At 42.0% G+C, this 26,052-nt stretch carries 27 protein-coding genes; 13 read left to right on the forward strand and 14 right to left on the reverse strand.

Features of this window, described 5'->3' with window-relative positions; translation table 11 throughout:
• Positions 1 to 27 precede the first annotated feature (27 nt).
• Genes VME0621_RS03070 through VME0621_RS03080 form a run of 3 tightly spaced genes read left to right on the forward strand, consistent with a single transcriptional unit; the run spans position 28 to position 1,785 of the window.
• The gene (locus VME0621_RS03070; protein ID WP_231892899.1) at positions 28 to 510 is read left to right on the forward strand and encodes a curli production assembly/transport protein CsgE; all 483 of its coding nucleotides are present in this window, start codon (positions 28 to 30) and stop codon (positions 508 to 510) included.
• 10 nt (positions 511 to 520) lie between these two features.
• Positions 521 to 931, forward strand: a complete 411-nt coding sequence (locus VME0621_RS03075) for a curli assembly protein CsgF (protein ID WP_062455540.1) — start codon at positions 521 to 523, stop codon at positions 929 to 931.
• A 17-nt stretch (positions 932 to 948) separates the two neighbouring features.
• Complete coding sequence (locus VME0621_RS03080) at positions 949 to 1,785, forward strand: CsgG/HfaB family protein (RefSeq protein WP_006069040.1); 837 nt, start codon at positions 949 to 951, stop codon at positions 1,783 to 1,785.
• Between the two features lie 64 nt (positions 1,786 to 1,849).
• Here VME0621_RS03080 and VME0621_RS03085 read toward each other — a convergent pair whose 3' ends face one another.
• The 8 genes from VME0621_RS03085 to VME0621_RS03120 form a co-directional block, all read right to left on the reverse strand.
• Positions 1,850 to 2,086 (reverse strand): hypothetical protein, encoded by a 237-nt coding sequence (locus tag VME0621_RS03085; RefSeq protein ID WP_062455543.1) that lies wholly within the window; start codon positions 2,084 to 2,086, stop codon positions 1,850 to 1,852.
• Positions 2,086 to 2,667, reverse strand: a complete 582-nt coding sequence (locus tag VME0621_RS03090; RefSeq protein ID WP_062455546.1) for a DsbA family protein — start codon at positions 2,665 to 2,667, stop codon at positions 2,086 to 2,088. The genes VME0621_RS03085 and VME0621_RS03090 overlap by 1 nt, the downstream gene beginning before the upstream one ends.
• 137 nt (positions 2,668 to 2,804) lie before the next feature.
• Positions 2,805 to 3,488, reverse strand: a complete 684-nt coding sequence (locus VME0621_RS03095; RefSeq protein WP_062455549.1) for a LuxR C-terminal-related transcriptional regulator — start codon at positions 3,486 to 3,488, stop codon at positions 2,805 to 2,807.
• Positions 3,489 to 3,675: 187 nt separating this feature from the next.
• Positions 3,676 to 3,972, reverse strand: coding sequence for a hypothetical protein (locus VME0621_RS03100; RefSeq protein ID WP_062455552.1), 297 nt, complete (start codon positions 3,970 to 3,972; stop codon positions 3,676 to 3,678).
• Between the two features lie 53 nt (positions 3,973 to 4,025).
• Complete coding sequence (locus VME0621_RS03105; RefSeq protein WP_062455556.1) at positions 4,026 to 5,021, reverse strand: hypothetical protein; 996 nt, start codon at positions 5,019 to 5,021, stop codon at positions 4,026 to 4,028.
• Between the two features lie 89 nt (positions 5,022 to 5,110).
• Entirely contained in the window at positions 5,111 to 5,830 is a 720-nt protein-coding gene (locus VME0621_RS03110) for a hypothetical protein (protein WP_062455559.1), read from the reverse strand.
• Positions 5,831 to 6,247: 417 nt separating this feature from the next.
• Positions 6,248 to 6,925 carry a LuxR C-terminal-related transcriptional regulator gene (locus VME0621_RS03115; protein WP_006069047.1) on the reverse strand — a complete coding sequence of 226 codons (678 nt, stop codon included), beginning with the start codon at positions 6,923 to 6,925 and terminating at the stop codon, positions 6,248 to 6,250.
• A gap of 338 nt (positions 6,926 to 7,263) precedes the next feature.
• Positions 7,264 to 7,464, reverse strand: coding sequence for a hypothetical protein (locus VME0621_RS03120; protein WP_006069048.1), 201 nt, complete (start codon positions 7,462 to 7,464; stop codon positions 7,264 to 7,266).
• A 260-nt stretch (positions 7,465 to 7,724) separates the two neighbouring features.
• Here VME0621_RS03120 and VME0621_RS03125 point away from each other — a divergent pair, with 260 nt between their 5' ends.
• Genes VME0621_RS03125 through VME0621_RS03150 form a run of 6 tightly spaced genes read left to right on the forward strand, consistent with a single transcriptional unit; the run spans position 7,725 to position 14,755 of the window.
• Entirely contained in the window at positions 7,725 to 8,681 is a 957-nt protein-coding gene (locus VME0621_RS03125) for an AAA family ATPase (RefSeq protein ID WP_062455561.1), read from the forward strand.
• A gap of 12 nt (positions 8,682 to 8,693) precedes the next feature.
• Positions 8,694 to 9,722 carry a DUF58 domain-containing protein gene (locus VME0621_RS03130; protein WP_062455563.1) on the forward strand — a complete coding sequence of 343 codons (1,029 nt, stop codon included), beginning with the start codon at positions 8,694 to 8,696 and terminating at the stop codon, positions 9,720 to 9,722.
• A gap of 6 nt (positions 9,723 to 9,728) precedes the next feature.
• A complete protein-coding gene (locus tag VME0621_RS03135) occupies positions 9,729 to 10,226 on the forward strand; it encodes a DUF4381 domain-containing protein (protein ID WP_062455566.1) in 498 nt (165 codons plus the stop codon).
• Positions 10,223 to 11,197 carry a vWA domain-containing protein gene (locus tag VME0621_RS03140; RefSeq protein ID WP_062455568.1) on the forward strand — a complete coding sequence of 325 codons (975 nt, stop codon included), beginning with the start codon at positions 10,223 to 10,225 and terminating at the stop codon, positions 11,195 to 11,197. Before VME0621_RS03135 ends, VME0621_RS03140 begins: the two co-directional genes overlap by 4 nt.
• Complete coding sequence (locus VME0621_RS03145) at positions 11,187 to 13,112, forward strand: vWA domain-containing protein (protein ID WP_065311645.1); 1,926 nt, start codon at positions 11,187 to 11,189, stop codon at positions 13,110 to 13,112. Before VME0621_RS03140 ends, VME0621_RS03145 begins: the two co-directional genes overlap by 11 nt.
• Positions 13,113 to 13,117: 5 nt before the next feature.
• The gene (locus VME0621_RS03150; RefSeq protein WP_062455574.1) at positions 13,118 to 14,755 is read left to right on the forward strand and encodes a BatD family protein; all 1,638 of its coding nucleotides are present in this window, start codon (positions 13,118 to 13,120) and stop codon (positions 14,753 to 14,755) included.
• A gap of 75 nt (positions 14,756 to 14,830) precedes the next feature.
• On the opposite strand, the gene VME0621_RS03155 is transcribed toward VME0621_RS03150, so the two are convergent.
• Both VME0621_RS03155 and VME0621_RS03160 read right to left on the reverse strand, forming a co-directional pair.
• Complete coding sequence (locus VME0621_RS03155) at positions 14,831 to 15,868, reverse strand: porin (RefSeq protein ID WP_062455576.1); 1,038 nt, start codon at positions 15,866 to 15,868, stop codon at positions 14,831 to 14,833.
• Positions 15,869 to 16,279: 411 nt separating this feature from the next.
• On the reverse strand, positions 16,280 to 17,353 hold the full coding sequence (locus VME0621_RS03160) for a porin (protein WP_062455579.1): 1,074 nt from the start codon (positions 17,351 to 17,353) through the stop codon (positions 16,280 to 16,282).
• A gap of 691 nt (positions 17,354 to 18,044) precedes the next feature.
• Here VME0621_RS03160 and VME0621_RS03165 point away from each other — a divergent pair.
• Positions 18,045 to 19,085 carry a porin gene (locus VME0621_RS03165; protein WP_062455582.1) on the forward strand — a complete coding sequence of 347 codons (1,041 nt, stop codon included), beginning with the start codon at positions 18,045 to 18,047 and terminating at the stop codon, positions 19,083 to 19,085.
• Positions 19,086 to 19,433: 348 nt separating this feature from the next.
• Here the strand turns inward: VME0621_RS03165 and VME0621_RS03170 are convergent, their stop codons facing one another.
• Positions 19,434 to 20,414: a succinylglutamate desuccinylase/aspartoacylase family protein gene (locus tag VME0621_RS03170; protein ID WP_062455585.1), complete on the reverse strand. Its 981-nt coding sequence runs from the start codon at positions 20,412 to 20,414 to the stop codon at positions 19,434 to 19,436.
• A gap of 76 nt (positions 20,415 to 20,490) precedes the next feature.
• Entirely contained in the window at positions 20,491 to 21,966 is a 1,476-nt protein-coding gene (gene yfcC / locus VME0621_RS03175; protein ID WP_218186318.1) for a putative basic amino acid antiporter YfcC, read from the reverse strand.
• Between the two features lie 248 nt (positions 21,967 to 22,214).
• Here yfcC and VME0621_RS03180 point away from each other — a divergent pair, with 248 nt between their 5' ends.
• A complete protein-coding gene (locus VME0621_RS03180; protein WP_062455591.1) occupies positions 22,215 to 23,111 on the forward strand; it encodes a DMT family transporter in 897 nt (298 codons plus the stop codon).
• A 54-nt stretch (positions 23,112 to 23,165) separates the two neighbouring features.
• A complete protein-coding gene (locus VME0621_RS03185; protein ID WP_006069062.1) occupies positions 23,166 to 23,783 on the forward strand; it encodes a glutaredoxin domain-containing protein in 618 nt (205 codons plus the stop codon).
• Positions 23,784 to 23,851: 68 nt separating this feature from the next.
• Here VME0621_RS03185 and VME0621_RS26970 read toward each other — a convergent pair whose 3' ends face one another.
• Positions 23,852 to 23,986, reverse strand: coding sequence for a hypothetical protein (locus VME0621_RS26970; protein WP_006069063.1), 135 nt, complete (start codon positions 23,984 to 23,986; stop codon positions 23,852 to 23,854).
• A gap of 495 nt (positions 23,987 to 24,481) precedes the next feature.
• On the opposite strand from VME0621_RS26970, the gene VME0621_RS03190 reads away from it, so the two are divergent.
• On the forward strand, positions 24,482 to 25,111 hold the full coding sequence (locus tag VME0621_RS03190) for a response regulator transcription factor (protein ID WP_006069064.1): 630 nt from the start codon (positions 24,482 to 24,484) through the stop codon (positions 25,109 to 25,111).
• Between the two features lie 21 nt (positions 25,112 to 25,132).
• Here the strand turns inward: VME0621_RS03190 and VME0621_RS03195 are convergent, their stop codons facing one another.
• Positions 25,133 to 26,029 carry a LysR family transcriptional regulator gene (locus VME0621_RS03195; protein WP_062455594.1) on the reverse strand — a complete coding sequence of 299 codons (897 nt, stop codon included), beginning with the start codon at positions 26,027 to 26,029 and terminating at the stop codon, positions 25,133 to 25,135.
• Positions 26,030 to 26,052: the final 23 nt, after the last annotated feature.

Raw genomic sequence — 26,052 nt, forward strand, 5'->3', positions numbered from 1 at the left:
TAAACGGATTTTTGAATGGGAGCCAACATGAAGTTATTGCTGCTTACAAGTATTGTCTGTTTTTTTGCCTCTTCTGCTTTTGGGGCGGGGAACAGCAATGGTATTGAAAATGGGGCTCCCTTGGAAAACGGTAAAAAGATAGAAGGGCAAGGAGACAAACTTAAGGTTCCTTTTAACGACTTTAGCGAAGTTAGTGGTGTTATCGTCGATAGAACTATCACTCGTTTAGGGGAAGACTTTTACTTTTTCTTCTCTCAACAACTTAATGATAGATACCCTGACCTTAAAGAAAATCTCACTATCAAAGAAATCCCGACAGCGCTTTCCGGAAGTATTATTGAGGTATACCATTCTCGAAAAGCTATCTACAGAACAGCGTTGTCACCAGGTCGAAGACAAGCTAAAGACCGGGCAAGCGATGCCTTGCAAGTCGTGGGTAATTACATTATCCGTTGGCAGGCTGAGCGTCTTTACATGGATACATTTGATTTGGAACACGATGAATTTTAAGGCGGCAAGGATGGCAAATTTATCAACTAAACTCGCGTTAATTGGAGTATTGGGATCTCCATTAACACTGGCGAGCGAACTCGTCTACACCCCGGTTAACCCTACCTTCGGGGGAAACCCATTAAACAGTACGATTTTGATCAATCATGCGAACGCAATTAACGACTACCAAGATCCAAACGCGAGTTCGTTTGATTTTGAAGAAGAATCAGCACTAGATAGGCTTGCTTCAAGCTTAGAGTCCCGACTCATCAGCCAATTATTGGCCGATATCGGTAATGGTAATACTGGCCAATTGGAAACTGACGACTTCTTCCTCAATGTCGTTGATGATTCAGGCACTTTATTGGTTCAGATCGTCGACAAAGCTACTGGAGAATCCACTGAAATCAGTGTTTCTGGACTTAATCCCGACCTCTAATTTACAAGGAACGTATTATGAAAGGTCTAATTTACTTGAGCCTAGCATTAATGCTTGGTGGCTGCGCACATTCTTTGGATATACCGGATACCTCTGCAGAGCCTAAATTAATGCCACGAGGCGCTACTTACACCGACTTGATCGCGCTACCTAAACCAGCAGGTAAAATCTTAGTTTCTGTCTATGATTTCCGCGACCAGACAGGCCAATATAAGCCTCAGCCTAATAGTAACTTCTCTACTGCAGTACCCCAAGGTGGTACGTCATTGCTGACAACATCACTACTAGACTCTCAATGGTTTGTTCCACTTGAGCGAGAAGGCCTTCAAAACCTATTAACTGAGCGTAAGATTATTCGAGCAGCTCAGAAAAAAGACAAGGTGATCTCAAATCATGGTTCGGATCTATCGTCACTTAACTCCGCTAATGTGGTGATTGAAGGAGGTATTGTCGCGTATGACTCCAATATACGAACTGGTGGCGCAGGTGCGAAATACTTAGGCATAGGTGCTTCAGGTCAATATCGAACTGACCAAGTTACCGTCAACCTTAGAGCAGTCGACGTGCGTAGTGGACAAGTCTTGCTAAGTATAACTACTTCAAAAACCATCTCTTCTCATGAAATTGGTTTGGGCGCATTCCGATTCATTGACTATAAAGAGCTACTCGAAATTGAGTTGGGTTACAGCAACAATGAGCCCGTCAATATCGCGATTATGTCGGCTATTGACGCCGCTGTTATACATCTAATTGTCAAAGGGATGGAAAGAGGAATGTGGTCATCTGGTGACCCAGATGCAATGTCTAACCCGATTATCGCCAAATACTCTCAAGCTAAAACGGAAATTTTATAGCTAACCGAGTAAGCAGCAAACAGGGCTATGCGGAAAATGGAACTTACCCGTAGCCCTGTTTTTTTTATCGATTGTTAACCGCACATCCGACTGCAAACATCCAACAAGTGAGCCCTGACATAAAGAATGGAAGATACACTAAGGGGTGATAACAATAGTGGTATGCCGCAGCAATACAGATAACACCCAACATATTGAAGCCAATAACCATCATTCGGTTTGAACGGTTCCAACTAAGCAGCATGGGTGCTATCAGTATGACGACACTTAGCAAAGCAATATGAGCATCTTGTTGAACCACTAGCTTGTTAACTCCACGATAAGACGTTCTAATTCTTCTAAGCTACTCAATTGATGCAATATGACTTGTTGATTACCATTTACAATTATTGTCGGTGTCGCTCGAACTCTATACTCCTTTATCAAACTGTTAAAGTCATCGACTTCATCTTGTATTTGCTCACAGCGATCCTCAAAAGGTTGAGAGTTAACACCGCACATTTCTAGAACATCGGCGATGTCACTACGGAATTTTGGCGTTTGACCTCTTCGAAAGTGGATTCTATGAATCAACTCTTCAATAAAAGCTTGCTCTGTGCCCTGCCCTTTCGCAACCAGAAAGGCTTCTTGAACGTCGCGACCGACAGGCCCCATGCCTACAACAATTTCGTTAAAGGTTAAGTCATGTTTTTGAACAATATCCACCAATGGCCCGTGAACCATGGCGCAAGGACCACAATAAGGTGAATGGAATAACATGACCTGAGATTCAATAGTTTGAGGTTGAGGCAAGGTTACATAGTGCTTACCCTTTTCAAACTGACCGGCAAATGCAACGGCCGACAACAAGCTAAACGCCCAAAATAGGAGAGATTTTTTCATCACGTGCCACACTCAAAATATGGAAATGCGCACACGATATAACAGCATCTATTTCTAGTGAAATCAGATACTGTTAGAGAAGGGTTGCATTAGTATTGTTATAAGAAGGTCTTACTCGGCTTAGTTGGTAGTCAACTCTACTGAACGAATTCACTAGATGCGATGTTGTTCTTCACCCACAACAAAGCTTGCAAACGATTTTTAACCTTAATTTTCTTGAATGCATTATGAAGGTGAGCTTTCACTGTATTCTCACTAACAAATAACGCATCGGCGATCTCTGTATTGGATGCACCATCACCAAGCAGCTTAATAATTTGCTGCTCTCGTTTCGTTAGCTTGGTATAATACGGACTGGTTTTTGAGCATTGACGACGACGATAGAAGTTCACATACTCGTAGACCAGCTTTCTGCTCATCCACAACTCCCCCGCCAAAATACGTTCAAAGCCCGACACCAAAGTTTCAATAGTGTCTGAGGCATAAAAGACACCTACAAGATTTTGCCATTTGAGCATTTCAGCGTGTTCTAGGTCACTAGGCGCATTTAATAAAACCTCTTTGATGCTGTTGTCCATACTCTCAATAATTTCATGATAGTGAGTGGCCGTACCATGACCGATGGCAGCATAATCAATGATAATAAAGCGCACATCCCCCTCAACCACATCATCTCGTGAGCGGTAAAGTTTTTCTGCAGACATTAACTTGATGGTAATCGGAACCTTCTGCTCAATTGAATCTTTAAGCAAACCGGATTGCAGACTGTTCTCTGCTAACAATAGTGCGTGTACGTTGTTGCCATCCTTTTCAACAGACATATCCAACTCCCTGTAACTATGCTTAGAATGCCGTATTGTGTGAAGTATAACAGAGCATTTATTGAGCGGATCTGGCGCTAAGCCCGAAGAATAAGTCTTATTTGTGGAATTACAGTAAGTTAGGGTTAGATTCTCAGTAGTGAGAAAGTTTAGATATATGCCTGACAACGTATCTTCAACAAGCCTGTTACTCAGTGAGATCTTGAGATGCGCCTACTTCAGTTATCATGCAGTCGCTACGAACTTCCCAGCGTACGTTGGATACGCTTTCTAAAAGCAGAGGAAATTGAGAAGTCGGTAGTTCATATACTGAAATACCTCCATTCTGAGAAATAAATATAGACGAGCCTGACTGAGTTCTTAACGTAATTCTTTCACTTTCAGTGTGCTGTGTGATAGTAACTTGGTTGCTATTATGGTTACGTTGGCATTGGATGTCTGTGCTTACCAAGGAAGACAACACGTGAAATGAGTTTAGAGCCATAATTGTACAAAGTACATTTATGGCTCTATTAGTAACAAAATCAACCATCAGTCTTATTGTTGATTGACGTAAATAGCGCTGTTCGTAGAGTTATTCATAACAATAGTAGAGGTATCACCACCAGTTTGAATCACTCGAATACCTTCAACGGAATTAACATGGTTAGCTGCCCCCACACCATTCCCAGAGGAAGCATAAAGTGTAATTTCAGAACGGTTACTAAAGTTGTCGCCAGACTGAGTAACGTTAACTATGTTGTTATCACTTTCACCATATAGATAAATGTCTGAAGTATCACTCGCCGAACCTGATTGCTTAACGTCAATATCGTTCAAGCTACCATTAACACTGACATTAGAATAATGACCATCATTATCTTGGTCAACATTTACGTCATTATCAACACTAGCGTTATACAAATTCACATATGATTTGCTGTCGCTTCCTTTTTGGTTTACTTTAACTTTCTGCGTGCCAGATGATGAACCGCTACTTCCACCAGAAATACTAACTTCTGATATATTCCCACTACCATTCTGATCTATATCAACCTTATTGAAGTCACTACTACCAGAGATTGCAACATCGGACCAGTTTCCTTCAAAAAAATCACCGTTAGTTTGTGTTACATCAATCGTATTATTATCAGCATCACCGGACAACACTACTTGTGAATCATTGTACTTCCCATTTTGATCAACTGTAATTTTGGCGCCTCCGCTAGTCCCAGCTATTCTGACCAATGAGTCCTGTGCGCTAGGGAAAAAACCATTCCCTCCTTCCTGATTAACATAGACTTTATTTCGTTTTCCCCACCCTTGAAGCCTCATATCTACAACAGATATATTAGCGTCATAATCGCCTTTAGAACCTTGCTGAATCACAACAGAGCTTGTAGTGTTATTAGATTGTAGAATAACTGATTGGTTATCCGGTCTAGCGAACGTTTCAACATCATATCCATTAAAATCTACTTCTGTCTGAGTTACAGTAGCCATCGCCGAACCTGATATAACAGAGATACTTACAGCTAATGCTAATTTATTCATAATAACAACCTTAATCCTTTATAATTCCTTGTCGACATATACTTCTTAAGAAGCACGTATTTATATCAACCCACCAACATACCGCGCCGCTAATTAGTTTGATTGACGTAAATTCCCATTGAACCGGAAGCATTAATGACTAACTCACTTCCATTTCCTACTTGAGAAATTCCAAGGTCTGCACCTGAACCGGCGACTACCGCTGCAATATTCCCATTACCAACTTGATTAACACTGACATTACTTGATGCACTTCTGTATCGCTTTTGACCAATGTAGGCTTCGTTATCATCACCCTCTTGGATAATAACGGCGACACTTTCTGAACTTAAATCCCAGCCGACTTGACCTACAACAGCTGTATTATTATTGCCCTCTTGCGCTATATAGGCTTCATTCCTGCTTCCAAGTTGCACTGCCAACACACGATTCCCTGCCCCTGAAACACTGACTTTTGCTCTATTTTTCCCATCAGACCCATAGCTTTTTTGCAAGATAACTACCTGTGCCGATGTAGCATTCGCTATATTGATATCTGAATAATTATCAAGATCCGACTCAGTGCTCAAATCTGAATTATTGGCTTCTTCAAACCCATATCTCGATAGAGTGGCGTCAGTAATACCAGTTAAAAACTCCCCAGATTCAAATGGGAGAGTATGTACAATTACTTTAGAACTGTTCACTTCACCAGCAATAACCGCGCTTTCAGAAAGAAAAAGGGAAATAAGTGCCCAGCTAAATAAAGAGCTGCATTTACACAAACCTTGAGTTTTAAATAGAACGGTAAGCCATTGTTCCATTTTCATGGGAATACCCTTTCCTAGCCTCAGCAATCTGACGTTGCATATAAACCTAAACCTTGAATCAAGCTTAAAGTTTATCCATCAGAACACCAATAAACTAACTAGGGTTATTAATTTGGTAGCAAGTAGATGAGAATAGTTAACAAGAAAGAGTAGGAATGACGCAGATTAGCTAATCGAAACATTTATGAAACTTAAACTATCGTATGATAAAAATAAATAACATCATAACAAACAGCCTTTTAGAAAAATTATCACATTAGATCTCTATAATGGACCTCGGAATTGGTTTTGTGATCATGATCAAAAACAATATTAGAACATCATCCACAACAAGCAAGCTAAATATTCACTTTCATTTAACTCATATAGAAAACCCGCCAAAAAAGACGGGTTAGCATTTAATATGAATAGCGAAGACTACGCAAGTTCATGGGGAGCTATGTTATCTTTGGCCCAAATGAGGGCTTGCAGACGATTATTCACCTTTATTTTTTTAAAAGTATTATGCAAGTGTGCTTTTACTGTATTTTCACTCACAAAAAGAGTCTCTGCTATTTGCGTGTTAGAAGCCCCATTACCCAAAAGTTTAATAATTTCTTGTTCTCTTCTAGTCAATTTAGTGTAGTAAGGGTTTGTCGTATGGCAATGTTTTCCTCGGTAAAGTTTAATGTATTCGTAAACCAACTTTCGGCTCATCCACATCTCACCGTTTAGTATGCACTTAAAACCTGTAATAAGCCGCTCTAGGTTATCGGTCGCATAGAATACACCTACTAAACGTTGCCAACGTAACATCTCCGAATGACGGATACCTGGAGAGGTATTTATCAAAACTTCTTGAGCTTCTAGCGAGAAAACATCCCTAACTTCATGGTATTGTCTTACCGCCGCATGGTCCATCGTCGGGTAGTCAATAATAATTAGATCGACATTGTAATCTTTGGTGCTGCGCCTGAGTTGACCAATACGTTCAGGTGAAATTAGCCGAATTTCCATATTAAGTTGCTGTTCAATCGACTCTTTTAACAGACTCGATTGCAAATTATTCTCTGCCAACAGAACCGCACGTTGGTTTCCCTCTACCAAGGTAGCCATAGTTCACTCCATGTGATTATTTTTGTTTTGAAAAGTAGTTCCAAAGTTAATATTGAATTCGATGCATTCTCATCCGTCAATAGCCTAGAAGTGCGATGAAATCGATTGCATTCAGCTAACTTGCCTTCAAAACAACGGCTTGCATATGCAGTCTCATTTTTGAGAAAAATATCAGTTGTAACTGAGCAGTGAGAGTTAAATATAGATATGAGATATAGGTCTCAAACACTAAATCAAAAGTTCAGTGTGAAACATTGAGGGAGGTTAATTAGGTGGTAGTACTCTTATTTAAAAGCCCCTAGTTAAAGTAGCTCTTAACAGGGGCTTAGATAGATGACTTAGTGAATTGGCGTCTGGCTCTTTTGATTAAATTTGCCAAAGTACTTTTCTAGCACTTCTGGAGTCAATTTACCTTCAGCCTCAAGCTTCTTTAACTCTGCAGCAATTTCACGCTGCTCTTCAATTGAAGGAAGAGCTACCTCTGGCTCGGACTCTGCTTGAGAAGACATCAACTCCAATTCTTTCTCAAAATCACTCATAACAAACTACCTTACTTAATCACTTAAACTGGTGTTAGTTTACTTGTTTTGCCCTGCTCATGCCATATCCCAACTACAATTAGCCTACTTATAAGCGTATCTGCTACCTTCAACATTGAACACGTATTACCAAGTTATGATGCGTCAAGTGGCAACATCCCTGATTGTAATTACAAAACAATGACATAACTAAGGGAACTTTCGCGGTAGTTTTTCATCTACCTATTTATCTCAATCGCTCGCCATAAGGAAACATCATCATGCCAGCGCAGTCTTTCCAACAACTTCAACGCTATCTCGAATCCCAAGTTATTGGTCAGGATAACTTGGTGAAACAGCTGCTCGTAGCGTTGCTTGCTGATGGACATATACTGGTAGAAGGTCCTCCAGGTCTAGCAAAAACACGGGCGGTAAAGTCCTTAGCCGATTGCATTGAAGGTAGCTTCCACCGTGTTCAGTTTACACCGGATCTTCTTCCATCTGATTTAACAGGTACCGATATCTATCGTCCGGAAACGGGTGAATTCCAATTTAAGTCTGGTCCGATATTTCATTCCCTTATATTGGCGGATGAAGTAAACCGCGCACCAGCCAAAGTACAAGCGGCGATGCTAGAAGCAATGGCGGAGAAACAAATCAGTGTTGGTCAAACCACCTATCCTCTTCCAGAGCTTTTCCTCGTTATGGCCACACAAAACCCCATAGAGCAAGAAGGAACCTATCCATTACCAGAAGCTCAGTTAGACCGCTTTTTGCTTCACTTAGAGGTCAATTACCCAGATGCAGAGAGTGAACTAGCGATCTTGAGGCTCAATCGCGGTGAAGCTTTAGGAGAAAGTCACCACTTTGAGAATCTTATTTCCCAACAAGAGATTTTTGAGGCGCGACGCCAAGTTTTATCCATTCATATGGCAGAATCGATTGAAAAATATATCGTTCGATTGGTTATGGCAACGCGAACTCCAGATATTTATAGCAACGATTTAACCAACTGGATTGAGATGGGAGTGAGTCCACGTGCAACTATCGCGTTAGATAGAGCAGCTCGAGCTCACGCTTGGCTATCTGGTCGCGACTTTGTAAGCCCAGAAGATATACATGAAATCATTTACCCAGTTCTACGCCATCGACTGTTACTGACTTATCAAGCGCAGGCCGAAGGAATTGATGGCAATAGAATCATTGACGAGTTGTTAAAAACCGTTGCATCGGCGTAGGTAAACTACCTTATGTTCGCAAAATTTAACCTTGCTAGAGGTTTTCGAAAAGACACCAATAGCGGTCATATACTCGAGACTGCTATCGTGCGCGGGGACTTGCCTATACAGTGTAATGGAGCCTCAATTTCTCTGCAGGAGCTCTGCTTCTATCAAACACACGGTAAACGTTGGCAGCCACCAGCTAAAAGTCTCTGGTCACAGCTTAACGGACAGCATGCCAGCCCTCGTAAGGGACGTGGAATGACGTTTTCTGAAGTTCGCCAGTATCAAGCTGGTGATGATGTTAGACAGATAGATTGGCGCGTTACCGCTCGCACTGGCAAAGTGCACACTAAACTTTTTACTGAAGAGCGAGAACGCCCTGTCGTTCTATTCTTAGACCTGACACCAAGTATGTATACGGGAACACAACTACTGTTAAAGTCAGTGCAGCTTTGTCACTTAGCTAGTTTGTTAAGTTGGATTGCCATTGGCAATAAAGATCGCGTCGGCGCGGTTATTCGAACCAATAGACGCTTGTTCGAACTTCGTCCTTCAAGCTCAAAAGCCTCGCTATACCAATTACTACAGCAACTCGTCGACGCTCATAATGAGGGTTTTCATAACGTAGTAACGGAATCGAAGAGTGTTCCTAGTTCTAACGATAAGGAAAGTGACAAAGACCCTTATCGAGTACTAGCCAATCTCTGCAATAAAGGAAGTGAGGTCATTGTGATCAGTGATTTCTCCGCGACCTCTGAGAAGGATATAAGCGCTATTTCGAAGCTATCTAAACACAACCGTGTACGAGCTATTCAGGTGTTTGACCCTATCGAGCTTGGTATTACTAAAGCTAAGGGGATACAAAACGTAATGGGTAAAAATGAACGGTTATCAATAGACTTTTCTAATGATAGAACAAGGGAAACCGTTGAATCCATATATACGCAGCAACAAAGCAAGCTTACTTCCAAGCTAAATCGATATGGTATTGCCTTATCTCAAGTATCAAGTGGAAAGCCGCTTTTACAACAGTTATTAATGTCCAATTTTAAGTAGTGAATCATGAGCCAGCTAAGTCAGCCTCAAACTTTACCTTTAAAGCCATTGCACCTACCAACCGAGCCTAGCGTTTGGCCCCTACCTTGGGGATACTGGGCTTTACTGGGTCTCATTGTGCTTTCTATCATTTTAACTGTTCTATTGATACGTAGAAAACGTAAGCAGGAGCGCGCAAAAAAAGCCGCTTTAAAAATGCTTACAAGCGATGTGTCCACATTGTCACCTGCTGAAGCCAATGAAATATTACGCCAAGCGGCGCTTAGCTACTTCCCTAGAAAAGAGGTGGCTAATTTGACTGGGCAATCCTGGTTGAGTTTTTTGGATTCACAGCTTGCCTCGCCGAGGTTCCTAGCTAATGAGTCTTCGTGGCACTCCGCTCTATACACCAGCGCCTATGATTCAAAAGATGAGGGTGCAGACTTAATCTCCGATTGTAAATACTGGGTACAGAATGCGCTGCCTCCAAAAAGAAAATATCGAAACTGGAATGCTGCATCATGAGTGAATTAACATTTGAATGGTGGGGGCTATTCGCCTTGCTACCCCTGCCATACCTCGGCTATAAGTTCTTTCAACCTAAACAACCAAGCGCATCTATAGTTTTACCCCACATTTCAGGCATGCCAGCAGCTAGCCGAAAGAAAATACTACTCGTCCGAACCATCGCAATAATGGCATGGGTAAGCCTAGTATGTGCTGCTGCTCGACCAGTTTGGTATGGCGAGCCTATTGAGATTCAGCCAAAGCACCGTGACATGATGCTTGTCATCGACCTCTCCTATTCAATGAGCCAACAAGATATGGCATATCAAGATGGTTACATTGATAGGCTCACTGCCGTCAAACATGTGGCGTCAGATTTTGTTGACCGTCGCAAGGGAGATCGAGTTGGATTAGTTTATTTTGCTGACCACGCTTATTTACAGACCCCACTGACCTTCGACAGAGAGACAGTTAAAACACAGCTTAATCAAACCGTCTTAAAGCTGATTGGCACTCAGACCGCTATAGGAGACGGTATTGGACTTGCGACAAAAACCTTTGTCGATAGTGACGCTCCGCAACGAGTCATGATATTACTCAGTGATGGCAGCAATAACGCCGGTGTTCTTGACCCTGTTCAAGCCGCAGAAATCTCCAAAAAGTACGGCACCACTATTTACACCATAGGTGTCGGCGCAGGTGAGATGCAGGTTAAAGATTTCTTTATGACCCGCACGGTAAACACCGCAGAAGATTTGGACGAAAAGACATTGATAAAAATCGCTAACATGACTGGCGGACAATATTTCAGAGCTCGTAATGCCGATGAACTAGCGACCATTTACGATACCATCAATGCACTACAACCTGTTCAGCAAGCCACTCAATCTTGGAGACCTCAAACCGAGTGGTTTGCACTACCCGCGACGGTCAGCCTGTTGCTGATTATGCTCTTAGTGATACTAAGGAGAGAAAAAGATGAATTTTGAATTTCTCTATCCGCAAGCATTTTGGCTACTTTTGCCTGTTGCTCTAGTTTTTGTAGTGAAGAACTACCGTCAATCTAGCTCATCACTTATCGCCTCTCACTTAGAAAAAGCGTTGAAGTTGCAATCTGATTCCAAAAAGTCAGATCGGTTTTGGTTAACGTTACTTTGTCTTGTCCTGGTAACAGCGATTGCAGGACCGAGCTTTGAAACCCAAACACGGCCTGCATTTCAATCATCCAATGCCAAAGTGTTAGTGCTAGACATGTCTCGTTCGGTCTATGCCAATGACATCAAACCTAGCCGCCTCGCTCAAATAAAGTACAAAGCACAGGATCTACTTCCATTGATTACCGATGGACAGACCGGATTAGTAGCCTACGCAGGGGATGCTTACACTTTAAGCCCTCTAACGACGGATTCCGCCACACTGGAAAACCTAATCACAAACCTTTCGCCTGAGATTATGCCATTCCAAGGTGCAAGAGCAGACTTAGCCGTAAAGCAAGCTATTGATATGATGAAGCAAGCGGGCTTGTCTAGCGGTGAAATCATTTTGTTTTCTGATGATCTGGGCCAAAGTGAACTGAAAGCAATTGAAACGATGCTCAGTGGTCATAGTTGGAAACTTTCAGTCTTAGCGTTCGGAACCGCTGGAGGCGCACCTATTGCGCTGCCTGATGGTTCTCTTCTGACTGACAAGTCGGGAAACACCGTCGTTGCCAAGACTCACTTTGCAAACTTAGAACAAGCAGCAAAAGTGGGGCAAGGGCACTATACAACGTATCGAAGTGACAATCAGGACATTTCGAGCCTGATCCAAACCTCAGATGTAACTGCAAACCTTAAGAAAGAAGGAGAGCAAAGCGTCGATATTAGGGTAAATAACGGCTACTGGCTACTTCCTCTTGTATTAGTACTCTTGCTGCCATTATTTAGGAAAGGCGTGGTGTTTTGCTCTCCTTTGCTCGCTATTCTTTTTGGTTTTAATAGTAACAACGCAGAGGCGTCCATTATTGATAGCGCATTCAATAATCAGAACCAACTTGGTTACCAAGCCTTTCAAGATAAAGATTACGAGTCCGCCAAGAACTTGTTCAGCAACAAGCAATGGTTGGCAGCAGCGCAATATAAAAATGGCGATTACCAACAAGCTATCGACAACTTACAGGGAGAGAGCGATATCAGCGCTTTATATAACCTTGGTAACGCCTATGCCCAGCATGGAGAATTGGAAAAAGCAGCTGACATGTATCAACAAGTGCTCAATCAACAGCCAGACCATGCTGATGCAAAGTTTAATCTTAATCTAGTTAAAGAGACTATGAAGCAACAGCAACAGCAACAGCAACAGCAACAGCAACAGCAACAGCAACAGCAACAGCAACAGCAACAGCAACAGCAACAGCAACAGCAACAGCAACAGCAACAGCAACAGCAACAGCAACAGCAACAGCAACAGCAACAGCAACAGCAACAAAATGGTGACAACGGGGCAAATACAAGTCAACAACAATCGCAGTCTAACGCTAATTCAAACGATAAAGAGAACTCATCTGGTGAAAACGCAAAACCAGACTCAGAGCGCACAAAGAATAAAGCGCAACCAGAGTATTCCGATAATAATAAAGAATCTCGGAATCAGCAGGCAAAGCAGCCTCAAGAGAAAGACAATACAACTCCGGCATCAACCGAGAAAACTGCTAGCGCGAATTCCCGTGATCAACAGTCACAAGATCCTGAAGAGCAACAGCAACCTCAGCTAGCCAAAGAGACAACACAACAAAACGTCGACCCCGATCTTAGAAAACTTGAGCAAATTGAAAGCGTGCGCGACCCAAGTTATTTGCTGCGTGCACAAATGTTGTTGCAATCGAAGAATAAAGAAGTCCCTACCTCAACAGGGAAAGATTGGTAATCACAATGAAGAACATAAAATCTATCACCTTAGTGCTACTCGCTATTATTAGTTCTGCTGTCAGCTTTTCATCGTGGGCATTGAACGTAACAGCAAGCGTAAACAAGACCAAAGTCAGCAAAGATGAGGTTATTCAGTTAAAAATCGTCGCAGACCAAAAACTAGACGGAAATAAGGTGGACTTTAGTTCGCTTTCAAAAGACTTCTATCTTGGCCGACCGAATTTCAGCTCTTCAGTCAATATCTTGAATGGCACGCGCACAGACAGCAGTATTTGGACGGTGGCGATCGCCCCCCAAAGAATTGGCAAACTGACCATCCCTAGTTTTGATGTTAATGGTGTTGCCACCTCCCCTATTACATTGAACGTTACCATCGATGAGCAAACACCTACGACCAAAGACATGGTTGAAGTTCGTACTCAATTAAGTAAGTCAGAACTTTATCCCAAGGAAAGTGCATTACTAGATACAAGAATCATTGTTAAGGTCGATCCCCGTTTACTGCAAAACCCTAACTTAACCTCACCACAAGCGACAGGGTTAGATATTGAGGCAATGGGCGAGCCTAAACAGTATCAAGCTGTGCTTGATGGTATGGAAGTTATGATTATTGATCAGTCATACAGAGTCACCGCTATCGAGAGTGGCAATTTCGCCATTAAAGCACCAACACTCACGGGTGGTGTTCTCTACGGGAACAATAGAAGCGGAACTACGAAAATCCTCACTTTGGATACCAGCTCACCTACGGTTGACTTAAAAGTTGACCCTATACCGGAAGGCTATAACGGTAGTTGGTTACCGACTTCAAAACTTTCTCTGTCTCAAACCTGGAAGTTAGATGATGGCAAAAACGTAGCGTCGAAGTCAGTTTCAATTGCTAGCGGCGATTCCCTAACACGAACCATCACTCTTACGGCAGCAGGACTCACATCAGCTCAGTTACCTAATATATCGGTCAGCAATCCCGAGGCGTTTCGGGTCTATTCAGAAAAACCATCGTTCAAAAGTAATGATGATGGCAGCATCACTATGATCACTAAACAGGTTCTGATCGCTCAACATGGCGGCAACTTTACTCTTCCTGCTGTAAAGATTAATTGGTGGGATTCAGTGAATAAAAAGCCAGCCCAAACTGAACTGGAAGGGTTAAACGTTTCAGTGACAGCGAACGAAATGATTAACGCTGTATCGCCAGTCTCAAGTCCAACATCAAGCTTACCTGGCACAACAACAATCGTTAAAGACTCAGGTAGTTGGCCTTATATCGCCGGATTATTCGCGGCACTCTGGGTTTTATCTAGTGCCATGTGGTACCGCACTAGTAAAGCCAATCAGAACCACCTTAGTGACAACTCACCAATGAGTTCAATAAACAATGCATCGATTAAAGAAAACTTAATCGCTGCGATTAAAAACCGAGATCCAATAGCAACACAAACAGCATATCGGTCATGGAAAGGAACAAACTCATTGTCAGAAGAAGATGATGTACTTTTGAGGAACGAAATAACCAAGATGAACAGTGCGATAATTGGCAGCGACAAAGACGTCATATGGGATGATAAGACTGCATTGAAATTGATTGAGAAAGCGAAGGCTAAAGAGTCCAAAGCCGGGGCAGCACTCGCTCAACTGTAATGTGTGGTGCCTAATAGGTCTAAAAAAGCGCTCCTTACTTAAAAGGGGCGCTTTCTTCATTAAGCTCTCAAAACATTAAAGGTAGAAACGAGTACCGATGATGAATTGGTTGTCTTTCGCTTTCTTATATTTGCCCTCACCCTGGTTATCAAAGTTATAACCTGTGTAAGCACGTAAGCGAGGTGAAATCGTGTATTCAGCTTGTACAGAAGTGCCAGACTTAACGCGCAGACCTAGTTCGTCATCTTTCATCTCTTCGTGCTTAAGGATTAGGTTTAGTCCAAAATCTAGACCATACGCAAGAATCGAGTCGAACGCTTTCGTATCTTTCAGTAGTTTATTGTCGTACGAGTTCATGTACTCATTACTTGCATATGTAGCAGCAACGTATAGACCAGCACCAAAGTTACCATACTTACCAGAAACTAGATGAGATTCAGCAGTACGCGCAACACCACGCTCTGTTAAGTTACCAGAGTTAAATGCGTAGTTCGCATTGAAGCCCGCAATGTTATAACCAGCCGCAACCTGAGCACGATTTTGAGAGCTTAACCAAGTCCCTGTGCTGTTTTTATCTTCAACCGTGTTAGCACCCTGCCAACCACCACCGAAAGTCAGCGCACCAGCATCACCAAAATCTACAGTATTAGAGTATGCCGCTAGCTTATCAGCACGCGCCGTACCGAAGAAGCCGTGGTTATCATAAAGGAAGTCGTTAGACCAACCGATTGGTGTATCAACAACACCTGCAGCCATATAGTAAGGAGACCACTGAGTACCCGCAGCAATACGACCATAAGTCTCGTGACCAAGACCAATATAACCTAGACGAGTTGTAAACGTGTTCTTACCACCTTCAAGCATGTTCATGGCCCATTCTGCTTTAAAGTCTGCTTTAAAGCCGTGGCCGATGTCTTGAATAACTTCTAGGTTAATACGAGGAGACTTCTGCTCAACGCGCGCATCTTGGCCTTTATATGCACCAGTTAAACCGATAGTCGCATGACCACCGATAGACATTTGCGTGCCTTCTTTGTTGTAGATTTCTAGTGCGTTAGCTTGAGTGCCAATAGCTGCTGCGGTCACTGCAAGAGCAAGTAGTGTTTTGTTCATTATGATTTCCATATATGACAGTTAGGTACTTTTATTCGCGTTACAGAACGTAAGTACTTGGGTGTTAATGCCGTATTGCTCATAGGTGCTGTGCGTAACACTGATGAACAATTCGTTAAAAACTTGAAACTTGTAATATGGAGATACTTTAAAGAGAGAGTTCCCAGAAGTGATGTGAAATGAAGTGAAGTTTTAGAGCACAAAGTAATTGCTCAATTTATTATTTAAAAACAATGAATTAACTAAAAATATGTTAGGACTTTAGAGAATCAAATAGATTTTGTAAGATATTTTTACCAAAAAAGCATTTTTGCACTAAATAACAAACAAAACTCAGATTAACTGAGTCTATATTTAACAAAAAAACCCGCTCTAGGAGCGGGTTTTTAGAATTAGGTAGCTAGCTTTCCATTATAGGAAGAAACGAACACCAGCCATCCACATGTTGTCGCGGTCTTCTTTGAATTCGCCAGTACCTTGTAGGTCGAATTCATAACCAGCGTATGCACGCATGCGAGAAGTTACGTCGTACTCAGCTTGGATTGCTGTAGTTGCGTAGATAGTTTCGCCTTGGTAGCCAGAAGATAGAGCTTTATCGCCATCATACTTAACTGATTCGTAGTTAACAGATAGGTTTAGGCTGTTAGATAGACCGTAAGCAAGAATCGCTTCGTATGCTTTAGTGTCATCTAATTGGACGCCTTTAGCGCTGTTCATGTAATCATTCATTGCATAAACACCAGCTACATATAGACCTTTGCCGTAAGTACCATATTTAGCAGATACTAGGTTAGATGTTGCTTTATCATCTAGGTAGCTAGCGCCAGTTGCTGAAGTGATATCACCACCAGTGTAAGCGTAGTTGATGCCGAAGCCAGCTACATCGTAACCAAGTTGAACTTGTGCACGTTGACCCAAGTTGTACGTCGAACCAGAACCGTTAACTGTGTTATCGATGTCGTTAGCACCCTGCCAACCTAGACCGAAGTTGAATGCACCAGCATTACCGAAGTCAAATGCGTTAGTGTAAGCAAGCATAGCGTCTGCACGACCAGTACCCAGAGCACCGTGGTTGTCGTATAGGAAGTCATTCGCGAAAGCGATTGGAAGGTCAGCTACGCCGCCCGCAGTGTAGTATGGAGCCCACTGAGTACCAACTGCTACACGACCTAGTTCAGCGTGGCTAACACCGATGTAACCTAGACGAGTAGTGAAAGAGTTGTCACCGCCGTCAAGCATGTTTAGAGCCCACTCACCTTTAGCATCAGCAGTAAAGCCGTTACCTAGATCTTGAGTTGCTTCAAAGTTAATACGTGGAGATACAGAGTTTACACCAGCAGCGCCTTTCTCAGAATCTTGAACGCCAACAGAAACGTGACCACCTACAGAGAAAGTAGAACCGTCTTGGTTGTATAGCTCAACTGCTTGAGCAGTAGTACCGAAAGCTGCAGCAGAAACTGCTAATGCAATAATTTTTTTGTTCATTGGGATTTCCATATTTCAAGTTTTATGTGTCATTTCAATGAATGACATAACGCACATAAAGCTGTTACGTACACAGACATAACACCCATGCATGTAACCCGACTTGATGTAACGCTGGATTAACATGACGAGAGCCACTCTAACCCTAAAGTTCCCAAAGGCTTCATAAAAAGACGTAAAAGATTAAAAACAGTGTTTTCTATTTTGGTTTAACCTTTAAAAACAACAATTTAAGACAAACAATAAAAACATAAAACGATCTAAAGCCTCTATTTAGATGAGAGTGATTGAGTTTTTTTGTTATTTTTGAGTGATTGAATTCACATTTTTAAACACTTTCCGCTCATTTATCAGACAGAGAAGCACGTAAAATTCAACAAGTTACATTTCGTTATTTCAGTTTAATTAGTCGATTTAAGTCTTTAAAACACATCATTTTTGTCAACAATCTCCCATTTTTTGAGTAACGTCAGCCGAATTACTTTGTTGTGAGTTACAAAACTGCCAATGAAGCACGCCATTAATGAGCGATAGATCACAAAATAACAAATAGAGGGGAACTAATTGGAGTTTAGAAAGGAAAGCTAGAAAAGGCGTTCTATCCTTCCATTAGGCCACTTATGTCATAAGGCATCAAATGGTCTAGCAGTGGAAACATTGCAGTGGTTAATAATAATCAAAGGATAGAATTATGAAAATGGCAGCCATCGCTACGGCGATTACAACAGCACTCGTCTCTGGTTCAGCACTTGCAGCAGAGGTTTACAGTTCAGACGGCACTTCACTGAATATTGGTGGACGTGCGGAGTTCCGTGGTGATTTTATTGGTAAATCATCAGGCGAAGAACTCAAAGGCTCTATGGATAATAACTCTCGTTTTCGTGTCAACGTAGGTGGTAACACTCAAATCACCAATGACCTATCTGGTTTCGGTTTTTATGAAGCTGAGCAAACCGTAAATTCATCAGGTAGCAACGACTCTAACACATCATTTAAACAACGTTATATGTATGCTGGTCTTTCTACTAATTTTGGGGCTGTGTCATTTGGTCGCCAAGATACAGCTTTAGTCCAGCTATCTCAGATGTCTGACATTGCAACTTACACCGGTGCGCAGAAAGAATTTATTAACGCGGGTAATGAGCAAATCAATAACAACATCTTATACGCAGGTATGTTTGCTGACGATGCACTTTCTTTGAAAGCAAACGTGGTAGCTAGCTCAAAAGAGCAAGATAACAGTTACGGCATTTCAGGTATCTATACGCTGCCAATGGGCTTAGGTATAGGTTTGGGTTACGCTGGCGGTGATGTGTGTGGAACAAGAGTACCGGCCGACAGCGACAATTGTGTTTCTGGCAGTGAGGGAAAAAGCAATCAGTTCACTGGTGGTCTGAGTTTTGCGACAGGGCCTTTATACGTGGCTGGTACTTATACTCAAGGTGATATAAATGATAATCTAGATGCAGATTTTAAAGGTTGGGAAATAGCTGGCCAATATAAATTCCAACAAGGCTTTTTAGCTCAAGCAGTTTATGCGAAGCAAGAAGTAAAAAATAGCGGCACAACCACAAACAAAAACGATTATGTCGAGTTAACAGGTAAGTACTATTTCAATAACTCAATACACTCATATCTGAGTTACAAGTTTAATATGCTGAAAGCGGATAGCAGCACGCTATCGAAAGATGCGGATGATTCACTACGTCTAGGCCTACGTTATGACTTCTAAATTCTAGCATAGCGTATAGAATAGATAAGAGGGCTAGGTCATCTTGACTTAGCCTTCCCTATTTTCGTGCAACTGCACCATATCCTGCCATCATGTCCACACCCTCCTTTCATCAAGAAATATAATCCATAAGTAAAACAAACAATTAGAAATTTAGGAGAATTGGCACAACTACTGCTTTGGTAGTAGAGACAAATGTTAGCAGCATTTGCACTTGTCAGTCTCAGCATAGCGGAGTTGTTTTTCTAAGAGGGAGAAGGTGATTCTTAGCTATGCTATCTAGGCAGAAGAGACTGAACAAGTGGTCACTATTTTTGCCTCCCTAATAGAGGGAGGCTTTTTTTTACTTTATCGGATTAAGCGAACAACAAGAGCCCCCGCCTCTCTCAAACTATCAACGTTGTAGCTAATGACGGTACCATCATTAGGTGCGTAGTAACTGTCGGTCATACGACCAAAACTATCATATTGCACCGCCAGAAGTTGTCCCTTTTCCACTCTTTCCAAAAGGGTCACTTGTGGTAAAACAAAACCACCCTTATTAGCACGAACGCTGATGATTTCTTTCCCTTCGATGTCACACGGGGTAACGTTTGGTGATTCTCCTTCAATCACTCCTTGGCTAACAAGTATTTGCTTGATGCCGCACACCGCTCTCTCGATGAGTTCAGGTTGAGTCACTTTACCCATTCCAACTTCTACTGTTATGCAAGGAACACCCGAATTATTCCAGACGGTTTCCAACACACCGTGATCACCTGGATCGTTGAGAATAACATCTGGCTCCATGAGTCGAGCCATCTCCAATGCTTGCTCTAACCTAAAATCTGCAAACACATACAGTGGATACGTAGCACCACGCGTTTGCGTATGCAAATCGATAGCGATTTCACCATTTGGTTTTAATAACTGTGTCCAAATTGTATCAAGATAGCGATTGGCTGTATCACCATTCGGATTACCGGGAAAAAAACGATTAAGATTGGCCGGAGATGAATCAGGGTCAGATGAGTGAAAATCTCGACTGTGGTTTAAAATGCCTGATAGATTGATTGATGGGACAATTGTTACCGAGCCAGCGTTTAGTACTTCTGGTAGACGCCTAATAAGTTCTTGAGCGGTCAAAACACCGTTTAACTCATCACCATGCACACCAGCAGTGATAACAACTTTAGGCCCAGGTTTCTCTGCTTTAGCAACAACCACAGGGAGTTGAACCGCAATCCCCATGGCGTTGGTTGAAGCTTTAAACCAAAAGTGATGAAGGCCGGCGGATAGGGTTTCAACATCTAATGAGCTGATGGCAGGAAAATTTTCTGACTCAATCACGTGTTTCGTTTCTCTTTCTGATAATAAAAAGCGGGCTAATGCCCGCTTAATCACTACACTAAATCAATGCTTAAGCCTAAGCAAATCCCATTAAGTGTGCTCCAACGACCACAAAGCTTGCTAAAACAAATAGCAGCAAAATAAAGCGCCAGCAGAACCTTGCCCAATCACCCCAATCAATACGGCAGACCCCTAAGGTTGCCATCAAAGATGCAGAGGTAGGAACAATAACATTGGTAAAACCATCACCCAATTGGAAAGCAAGTACGGCAACTTGACGAGTGACACCTGCAATATCAGCCAACGGTGCTAACAGTGGCATAGTCAACGCTGCCTGACCCGAACCAGAGGTCACAAAGAAGTTAAAGATGGATTGGAATACATACATTAACCAAGCAGCAGCCACATCAGGCAGGCCGCTAATCATTCCACCAGCGCCATTAAGGATCGAATTCAATACACTAGATTCGTCCGTAGTACCGCCGCCAAGAATTAGTAGAACGCCCTTGGCACAGCCTACTAGCAAAGCAGGTGCTAACATAATACTAGCGCCTTCTTTAAAAGCGTCCGCCATATCGTTAAGAGTCATACCATTCAAGCGGAATACCACACCAATCAGTCCTGCAACAAAACCCATGGTGAAGAACTGAGAAGCAATTTCTGGGATATACCATGCATGTGCTACCACCCCCCAGACAACCCAGATGGTCGTTGCTACAACAGTGGTCAGAACGAGAGTATCACCAAGATTCCAGCGTGATTCTTGCACTGTGTCTGTCTGTTTTCTAAAGAAGATGTCGGTACGGTGACTATATGATAATTCTGGGTTTGCTTTGATTCGAGATGCGTACACCATAGTGAACACAATACCTATGAGGGTAAATGCAACCCACATAGCAATTCTCATCGACATTCCAGAGAGAACTGGAATTCCGGCAATACCTTGAGCAACGGCCACTGAAAACGGGTTCATCCATGAGGTAGCAAAACCAATCTGCGTAGCTACGTACGTCACCATTACAGTAGTAATACCATCATAGCCAAGACGTACCATAAGCGGAGCAATAATAATGGCGAAAGCAACGGCTTCTTCTCCCATTCCGAATACCGCGCCACCTAAAGAGAACAAAGCAAAAAGAACAGGGATAAAAAGAGCTTCACTTCCTTTGGTTTTATCAATCAAACGTAGAATACCGTTATCGATCGTACCGGTACGCATCACAATTCCAAATGCGCCCCCGATCACGAGCATAAACATGATTACACCGATCGCAGAACCCCACTTAGAACCAGAAACTAGTCCTTCAAACGCGAAATTCATTAATCCAATGCCGCCACCCGATGCGAATAATCCGACTGACTGATAGACTAATTCACCATTTTCATCAGTCGCATATTGGAATGAATGAGGATCAATAACGGTACGTGACTTCTCTGCACCATCTACCATATAGGTAACTTGCTGACTGTCGAAGTGTCCCGCAGGGATAAAGTAAGTCAAAATTGTCGCAAGAATGCCGACAATGAAAATTAAGATAAGAGTATCCGGCATCTGCCATGTTTTTGTGCCATCAGCAACATGCGCATGCTCTTTAGTATGAGTGTTCATAATTATGTATTAGCCAAGCATAAAATTTGGCATAAATATCTATTAATCGGCATAAAAAATCAATATAGCATCGAATAACATTTGAACATTCGAACAGATAATTGATCTGTAGCAGAAATAAATCAGCCGTTAACCTATTTGGTGCTTGATAAGATCCGTAGTAACATTGAAAAAAAATAAAGAAGTCAATTATGAGCTTACAACACCACCCTATTCAGGGCGCAGCATGGATGCTAGCAGCTGGCGCTTCCTTTGCTCTCGTCAACAACATTGCCCAAATCGTCAGTATTAACCACGGTATGTCCTCTACTATGGTGGCTTTGATTCAATATGCCATCGCTTTTGTAGTTATCATCCCTTATCTGCGAACACTGGGTTTTCGACAGTCGCTGCAAACCTCACATTTTCCAGCACACCTATTTCGTGTCTTTCTCTCTGTTATAGGTATACAACTATGGATGTGGGCACTGGCTTATCCTGTCCCAATATGGCAAGGCATTGCACTGTTGATGACGTCGCCTCTTTTTGCCACTTTAGGTTCAGGTTTAATATTAAAGGAAAATGTCGGTCCTGCGCGTTGGTTTGCGACGTTGTGTGGTTTTGTTGGTGCCATGATAATCCTAGAACCCTGGTCCGATAACTTCAGTTGGGCATCCTTGCTTCCTGTTGGCGCAGCGTTTTTTTGGGCATGTTATTCACTTATGGTGAAAAAGCTCTCTTCCGATGACTCGCCATCAACTATGGTCGTATACCTGCTGCTACTGATAACGCCATTTAACCTTTTCCTCGCTTTACCAGATTGGTCATTCCCTTCTTCCGGTATCGTATGGGGCTTCCTTATCGTAGCAGGATCGCTAACAGCGCTTGCACAGTGGGCTATTGTGAAAGCGTATTCGGTGGCAGATGCGTCATTTGTCCAACCTTTTGACCACGCAAAGCTACCGATGAATGTGCTTGCAGGTTGGATTGTTTTTGGTTGGGCTCCCCCAGGCCGGCTATGGTTAGGAGCGGCTATAATTATAGCGTCGGTGGCATTTATTACTCAGTGGGAAACTAGAAAGCGAAAAAGTGCAGCGACTGTGAAATAAAACCCCGAGTTAGCAGTTCTAATTATTAAACGGATCATTTAAGAGGCTAACACTATGGCGGAACCAATCAAAATCACTCTTTATCGTTGGGCAGGTAGTTGGGGACCATTTAAAGTCAACATTCCATGCGGTGAATGCACATTGACTAAAGATATTCTCAATGACACTTTCAATAACGAATTGGACGGTATCCCTATTGAGTTAGAAGTGAAAGATTGGTTATCTCACTGGTGGGAGCCTTTAAAATCTGGAGCTTGGCACGCCCCTATTTTAATGGTTGAAGGCAAGGTCATCAGTCAAGGTGAAGCCCTAAACAGAGGTGTATTGGTTCAATCTGTTATTCAAGAGTGGACAAAGCGCGATACGCTTTCTGGTAACATTGTCTATGGTAAAGCAACCTGCCCTTATTGCGTCAAAGCTAAGCAAATGCTTGATGATGCTGGCATTCCTTACACATATTCTGATGTCGTTAAAGATAGTGCCGCCCTTTATAGAATGATCCCCGAAGTAAAGGCACACATAGGATTAAAAACACCAGTTACTGTGCCACAAATCTGGCTAGAAGATGAATATATTGGCGGTGCAGACAATCTGGAAAGTTGGCTTAGCAAGCGTAATCTCGATAGCAAACCTGATAACGTTCTAGAGTTTGGTGAGAAAAACGTATCTTGACCAAAAATTAGAGCTGTGAAATAACAAAAAGCCCGCGATTAAATCGCGGGCTTTTTGCAAGAATTCCGTTACTTAGCTAGCTTTTTCATCATTCGCTTGATGAAAGATACTTTTTTAGGTTGTGGCTTGCCATATAGCATCTCGTCAATCATTTTCTTTGCAGCGATTTGACCGATGTAAGCAGCACCTAGTTCATAACCCATGTTCGTTCTCCAATAGGCATTTTGTAATTTAATTACTTTTCGACGTAATTATATACCTAGCCAAAGCAAAAACAAGATGCAAATCACATTTAATTGTAATTAAATTACCATCAGTCATGTCGCATAATGAGAGATAGCTAACATTATGATAAATAGGTATAAAATATGGAATCCTTCTAATTACTATACTTCTCTCACAACTTATCTCTTCGATATAAGCAGTCAAGGTCAACTCAAATTATACGCCGTAACGATAAATTCTATTTATCCATCATTCGTAACTAACTGTTTTAAATAAATAACTCCAATATTCTGACATTATTCCTATATGGAATTTCCATCATTCCACACTTTCAGTGCATTGTTTTCTATACTTTCGAGCATCGTTAATTCGACACTAAAAATAATTCTTAAGATTTTAGACGTAACCGACAAGTGATCGCACTCTTTTCCCAATCCTGTTTCGCCAATCATTTGTATAGCAAGGTAAAGTGAATGCTCTATCCAAACACGAAAGACTGCCTCATCATTGATAACTACCCGCTAGTTAGGGAAGCACTAGCTCAGATCGTGTCTAGCATCGATGATTTAGATCTAGTCCACCAAACCGGTAATATTCAGACGGCTCTAAACCTAGTAAAAAACAGTAATATCGAACTTATCATCCTAGATGTAAATCTCGCAGAAGCTGATGGTTTTGAGTTCATGCGCAGAGCCTACGCTTGTGGATACAATGGTAAAGCAATCTTCGTATCCAGTTACGGTTACCCAGTATACTCAGAAACTGCGTATAAACTGGGCGTCAACGGTTACATTAGTAAATCAGAAGACAGCCCGCTTATCCGTGATGCGATTAGTGGTGTGATGCGTGGTTACAACCTCTTTAAGACTGACTATAAGGAGCGAAGCCGTAACATTGTGCTATCTCAAAGAGAAACAGTAGTATTTAACTACCTTAAGAAAGGCTATACCAACAAACAAATCTCAGAATTTTTGTCCTTAAGTGCGAAAACAATCAGTACGTATAAGTCTCGTATTCTAGATAAGTATGAAGCGAACTCAATCGTGGAATTGATCAACTCACACGATGTTCTTGAGAGTAAGAAACCCGCCCTAGCAAGTTAGCTAATTTTGAGCAGGAGAGGTCTACTCCTCTCCTTTCTTATTTACGATACTTTTAATAATGTCATGCAGTTTTCGGTGCAATGGATTTTGTCGATTACTTTGCTTCATACACGTCACAACTGGCGTAAATGTCTGCATGTAATCCGGAAATGGCACAAATCTAAAACCGTTACTCGGCATCAAATGCTTGGATAACACCACCGAATAATTGTCTCTCTGAATCATGGATAGGGCGACACTCAGATTATCCAATTTAACCTGATAATCAAACGATAAGTCGTATTTTGCCATCTGTTTGATCAACCTGTGGTTGGTTTCGTTCCATCCGCGAATTTCAAAGAAAACACAGGGATTTTCGAATACCTGCTCCCAACTTTCTACGTGACTATTACTCGCTACAACTGCCCCTATTTCGACATTAATTAGACTGGCTTGATAGATGGCTTTGGAGCAATCTTCATTAAAGAACTGAATACCTATGTCTGTTTTCCCGTCAACAATAGATTGGTAAGTATCTGAACGCCAAGTTCTGAGTTCAACCCTCGAACGACAAAATACAGACTTAAGTGCAACGAGCAACTCTGTTCCAAAGCACTCGATCGATAAATTGTCTAACGCAACAACGATTGGTTTTTCATAGTTTTTCTCGTCAAACGCTTCCCCTCGCTTCAAAGCCTGTTCGACCGAACGTAAACCTGTTTCGATACCAGGGATTATTCTTTCTAAATAATGTGTAGGTTCTAGCCCATTGGACGACCTTACAAACAGCGGATCACCCAATTGTTCTCTCAATTTAGACAGATGCTTACTGATCGCACTTTCCGTTTTACCTAACACAGCAGCCACAGTGGTCAAACTGCGATATTGATATATTAAAACTAATACTTTCAATAAGTTGTAGTCATGCTCTTTATGCATTCTTCTGCCTAATTTATTTGTAA

This window comes from Vibrio mediterranei, assembly GCF_900088415.1.
GTDB lineage: Bacteria > Pseudomonadota > Gammaproteobacteria > Enterobacterales > Vibrionaceae > Vibrio > Vibrio mediterranei.

What these genes read in the sequence shown, in the direction of transcription:
- VME0621_RS03070 (WP_231892899.1), top strand. Translation starts at nt 28, where the DNA reads ATGAAGTTATTGCTGCTTACAAGTATTGTCTGTTTTTTTGCCTCTTCT.
- VME0621_RS03075 (WP_062455540.1), top strand. Translation starts at nt 521, where the DNA reads ATGGCAAATTTATCAACTAAACTCGCGTTAATTGGAGTATTGGGATCT.
- VME0621_RS03080 (WP_006069040.1), top strand. Translation starts at nt 949, where the DNA reads ATGAAAGGTCTAATTTACTTGAGCCTAGCATTAATGCTTGGTGGCTGC.
- VME0621_RS03090 (WP_062455546.1), bottom strand. Translation starts at nt 2,667, where the DNA reads ATGAAAAAATCTCTCCTATTTTGGGCGTTTAGCTTGTTGTCGGCCGTT.
- VME0621_RS03095 (WP_062455549.1), bottom strand. Translation starts at nt 3,488, where the DNA reads ATGTCTGTTGAAAAGGATGGCAACAACGTACACGCACTATTGTTAGCA.
- VME0621_RS03100 (WP_062455552.1), bottom strand. Translation starts at nt 3,972, where the DNA reads ATGGCTCTAAACTCATTTCACGTGTTGTCTTCCTTGGTAAGCACAGAC.
- VME0621_RS03105 (WP_062455556.1), bottom strand. Translation starts at nt 5,021, where the DNA reads ATGAATAAATTAGCATTAGCTGTAAGTATCTCTGTTATATCAGGTTCG.
- VME0621_RS03110 (WP_062455559.1), bottom strand. Translation starts at nt 5,830, where the DNA reads ATGAAAATGGAACAATGGCTTACCGTTCTATTTAAAACTCAAGGTTTG.
- VME0621_RS03115 (WP_006069047.1), bottom strand. Translation starts at nt 6,925, where the DNA reads ATGGCTACCTTGGTAGAGGGAAACCAACGTGCGGTTCTGTTGGCAGAG.
- VME0621_RS03120 (WP_006069048.1), bottom strand. Translation starts at nt 7,464, where the DNA reads ATGAGTGATTTTGAGAAAGAATTGGAGTTGATGTCTTCTCAAGCAGAG.
- VME0621_RS03125 (WP_062455561.1), top strand. Translation starts at nt 7,725, where the DNA reads ATGCCAGCGCAGTCTTTCCAACAACTTCAACGCTATCTCGAATCCCAA.
- VME0621_RS03130 (WP_062455563.1), top strand. Translation starts at nt 8,694, where the DNA reads ATGTTCGCAAAATTTAACCTTGCTAGAGGTTTTCGAAAAGACACCAAT.
- VME0621_RS03135 (WP_062455566.1), top strand. Translation starts at nt 9,729, where the DNA reads ATGAGCCAGCTAAGTCAGCCTCAAACTTTACCTTTAAAGCCATTGCAC.
- VME0621_RS03140 (WP_062455568.1), top strand. Translation starts at nt 10,223, where the DNA reads ATGAGTGAATTAACATTTGAATGGTGGGGGCTATTCGCCTTGCTACCC.
- VME0621_RS03145 (WP_065311645.1), top strand. Translation starts at nt 11,187, where the DNA reads ATGAATTTTGAATTTCTCTATCCGCAAGCATTTTGGCTACTTTTGCCT.
- VME0621_RS03150 (WP_062455574.1), top strand. Translation starts at nt 13,118, where the DNA reads ATGAAGAACATAAAATCTATCACCTTAGTGCTACTCGCTATTATTAGT.
- VME0621_RS03155 (WP_062455576.1), bottom strand. Translation starts at nt 15,868, where the DNA reads ATGAACAAAACACTACTTGCTCTTGCAGTGACCGCAGCAGCTATTGGC.
- VME0621_RS03160 (WP_062455579.1), bottom strand. Translation starts at nt 17,353, where the DNA reads ATGAACAAAAAAATTATTGCATTAGCAGTTTCTGCTGCAGCTTTCGGT.
- VME0621_RS03165 (WP_062455582.1), top strand. Translation starts at nt 18,045, where the DNA reads ATGAAAATGGCAGCCATCGCTACGGCGATTACAACAGCACTCGTCTCT.
- yfcC (WP_218186318.1), bottom strand. Translation starts at nt 21,966, where the DNA reads ATGCCGGATACTCTTATCTTAATTTTCATTGTCGGCATTCTTGCGACA.
- VME0621_RS03180 (WP_062455591.1), top strand. Translation starts at nt 22,215, where the DNA reads ATGAGCTTACAACACCACCCTATTCAGGGCGCAGCATGGATGCTAGCA.
- VME0621_RS03185 (WP_006069062.1), top strand. Translation starts at nt 23,166, where the DNA reads ATGGCGGAACCAATCAAAATCACTCTTTATCGTTGGGCAGGTAGTTGG.
- VME0621_RS26970 (WP_006069063.1), bottom strand. Translation starts at nt 23,986, where the DNA reads ATGGGTTATGAACTAGGTGCTGCTTACATCGGTCAAATCGCTGCAAAG.
- VME0621_RS03190 (WP_006069064.1), top strand. Translation starts at nt 24,482, where the DNA reads ATGCTCTATCCAAACACGAAAGACTGCCTCATCATTGATAACTACCCG.
- VME0621_RS03195 (WP_062455594.1), bottom strand. Translation starts at nt 26,029, where the DNA reads ATGCATAAAGAGCATGACTACAACTTATTGAAAGTATTAGTTTTAATA.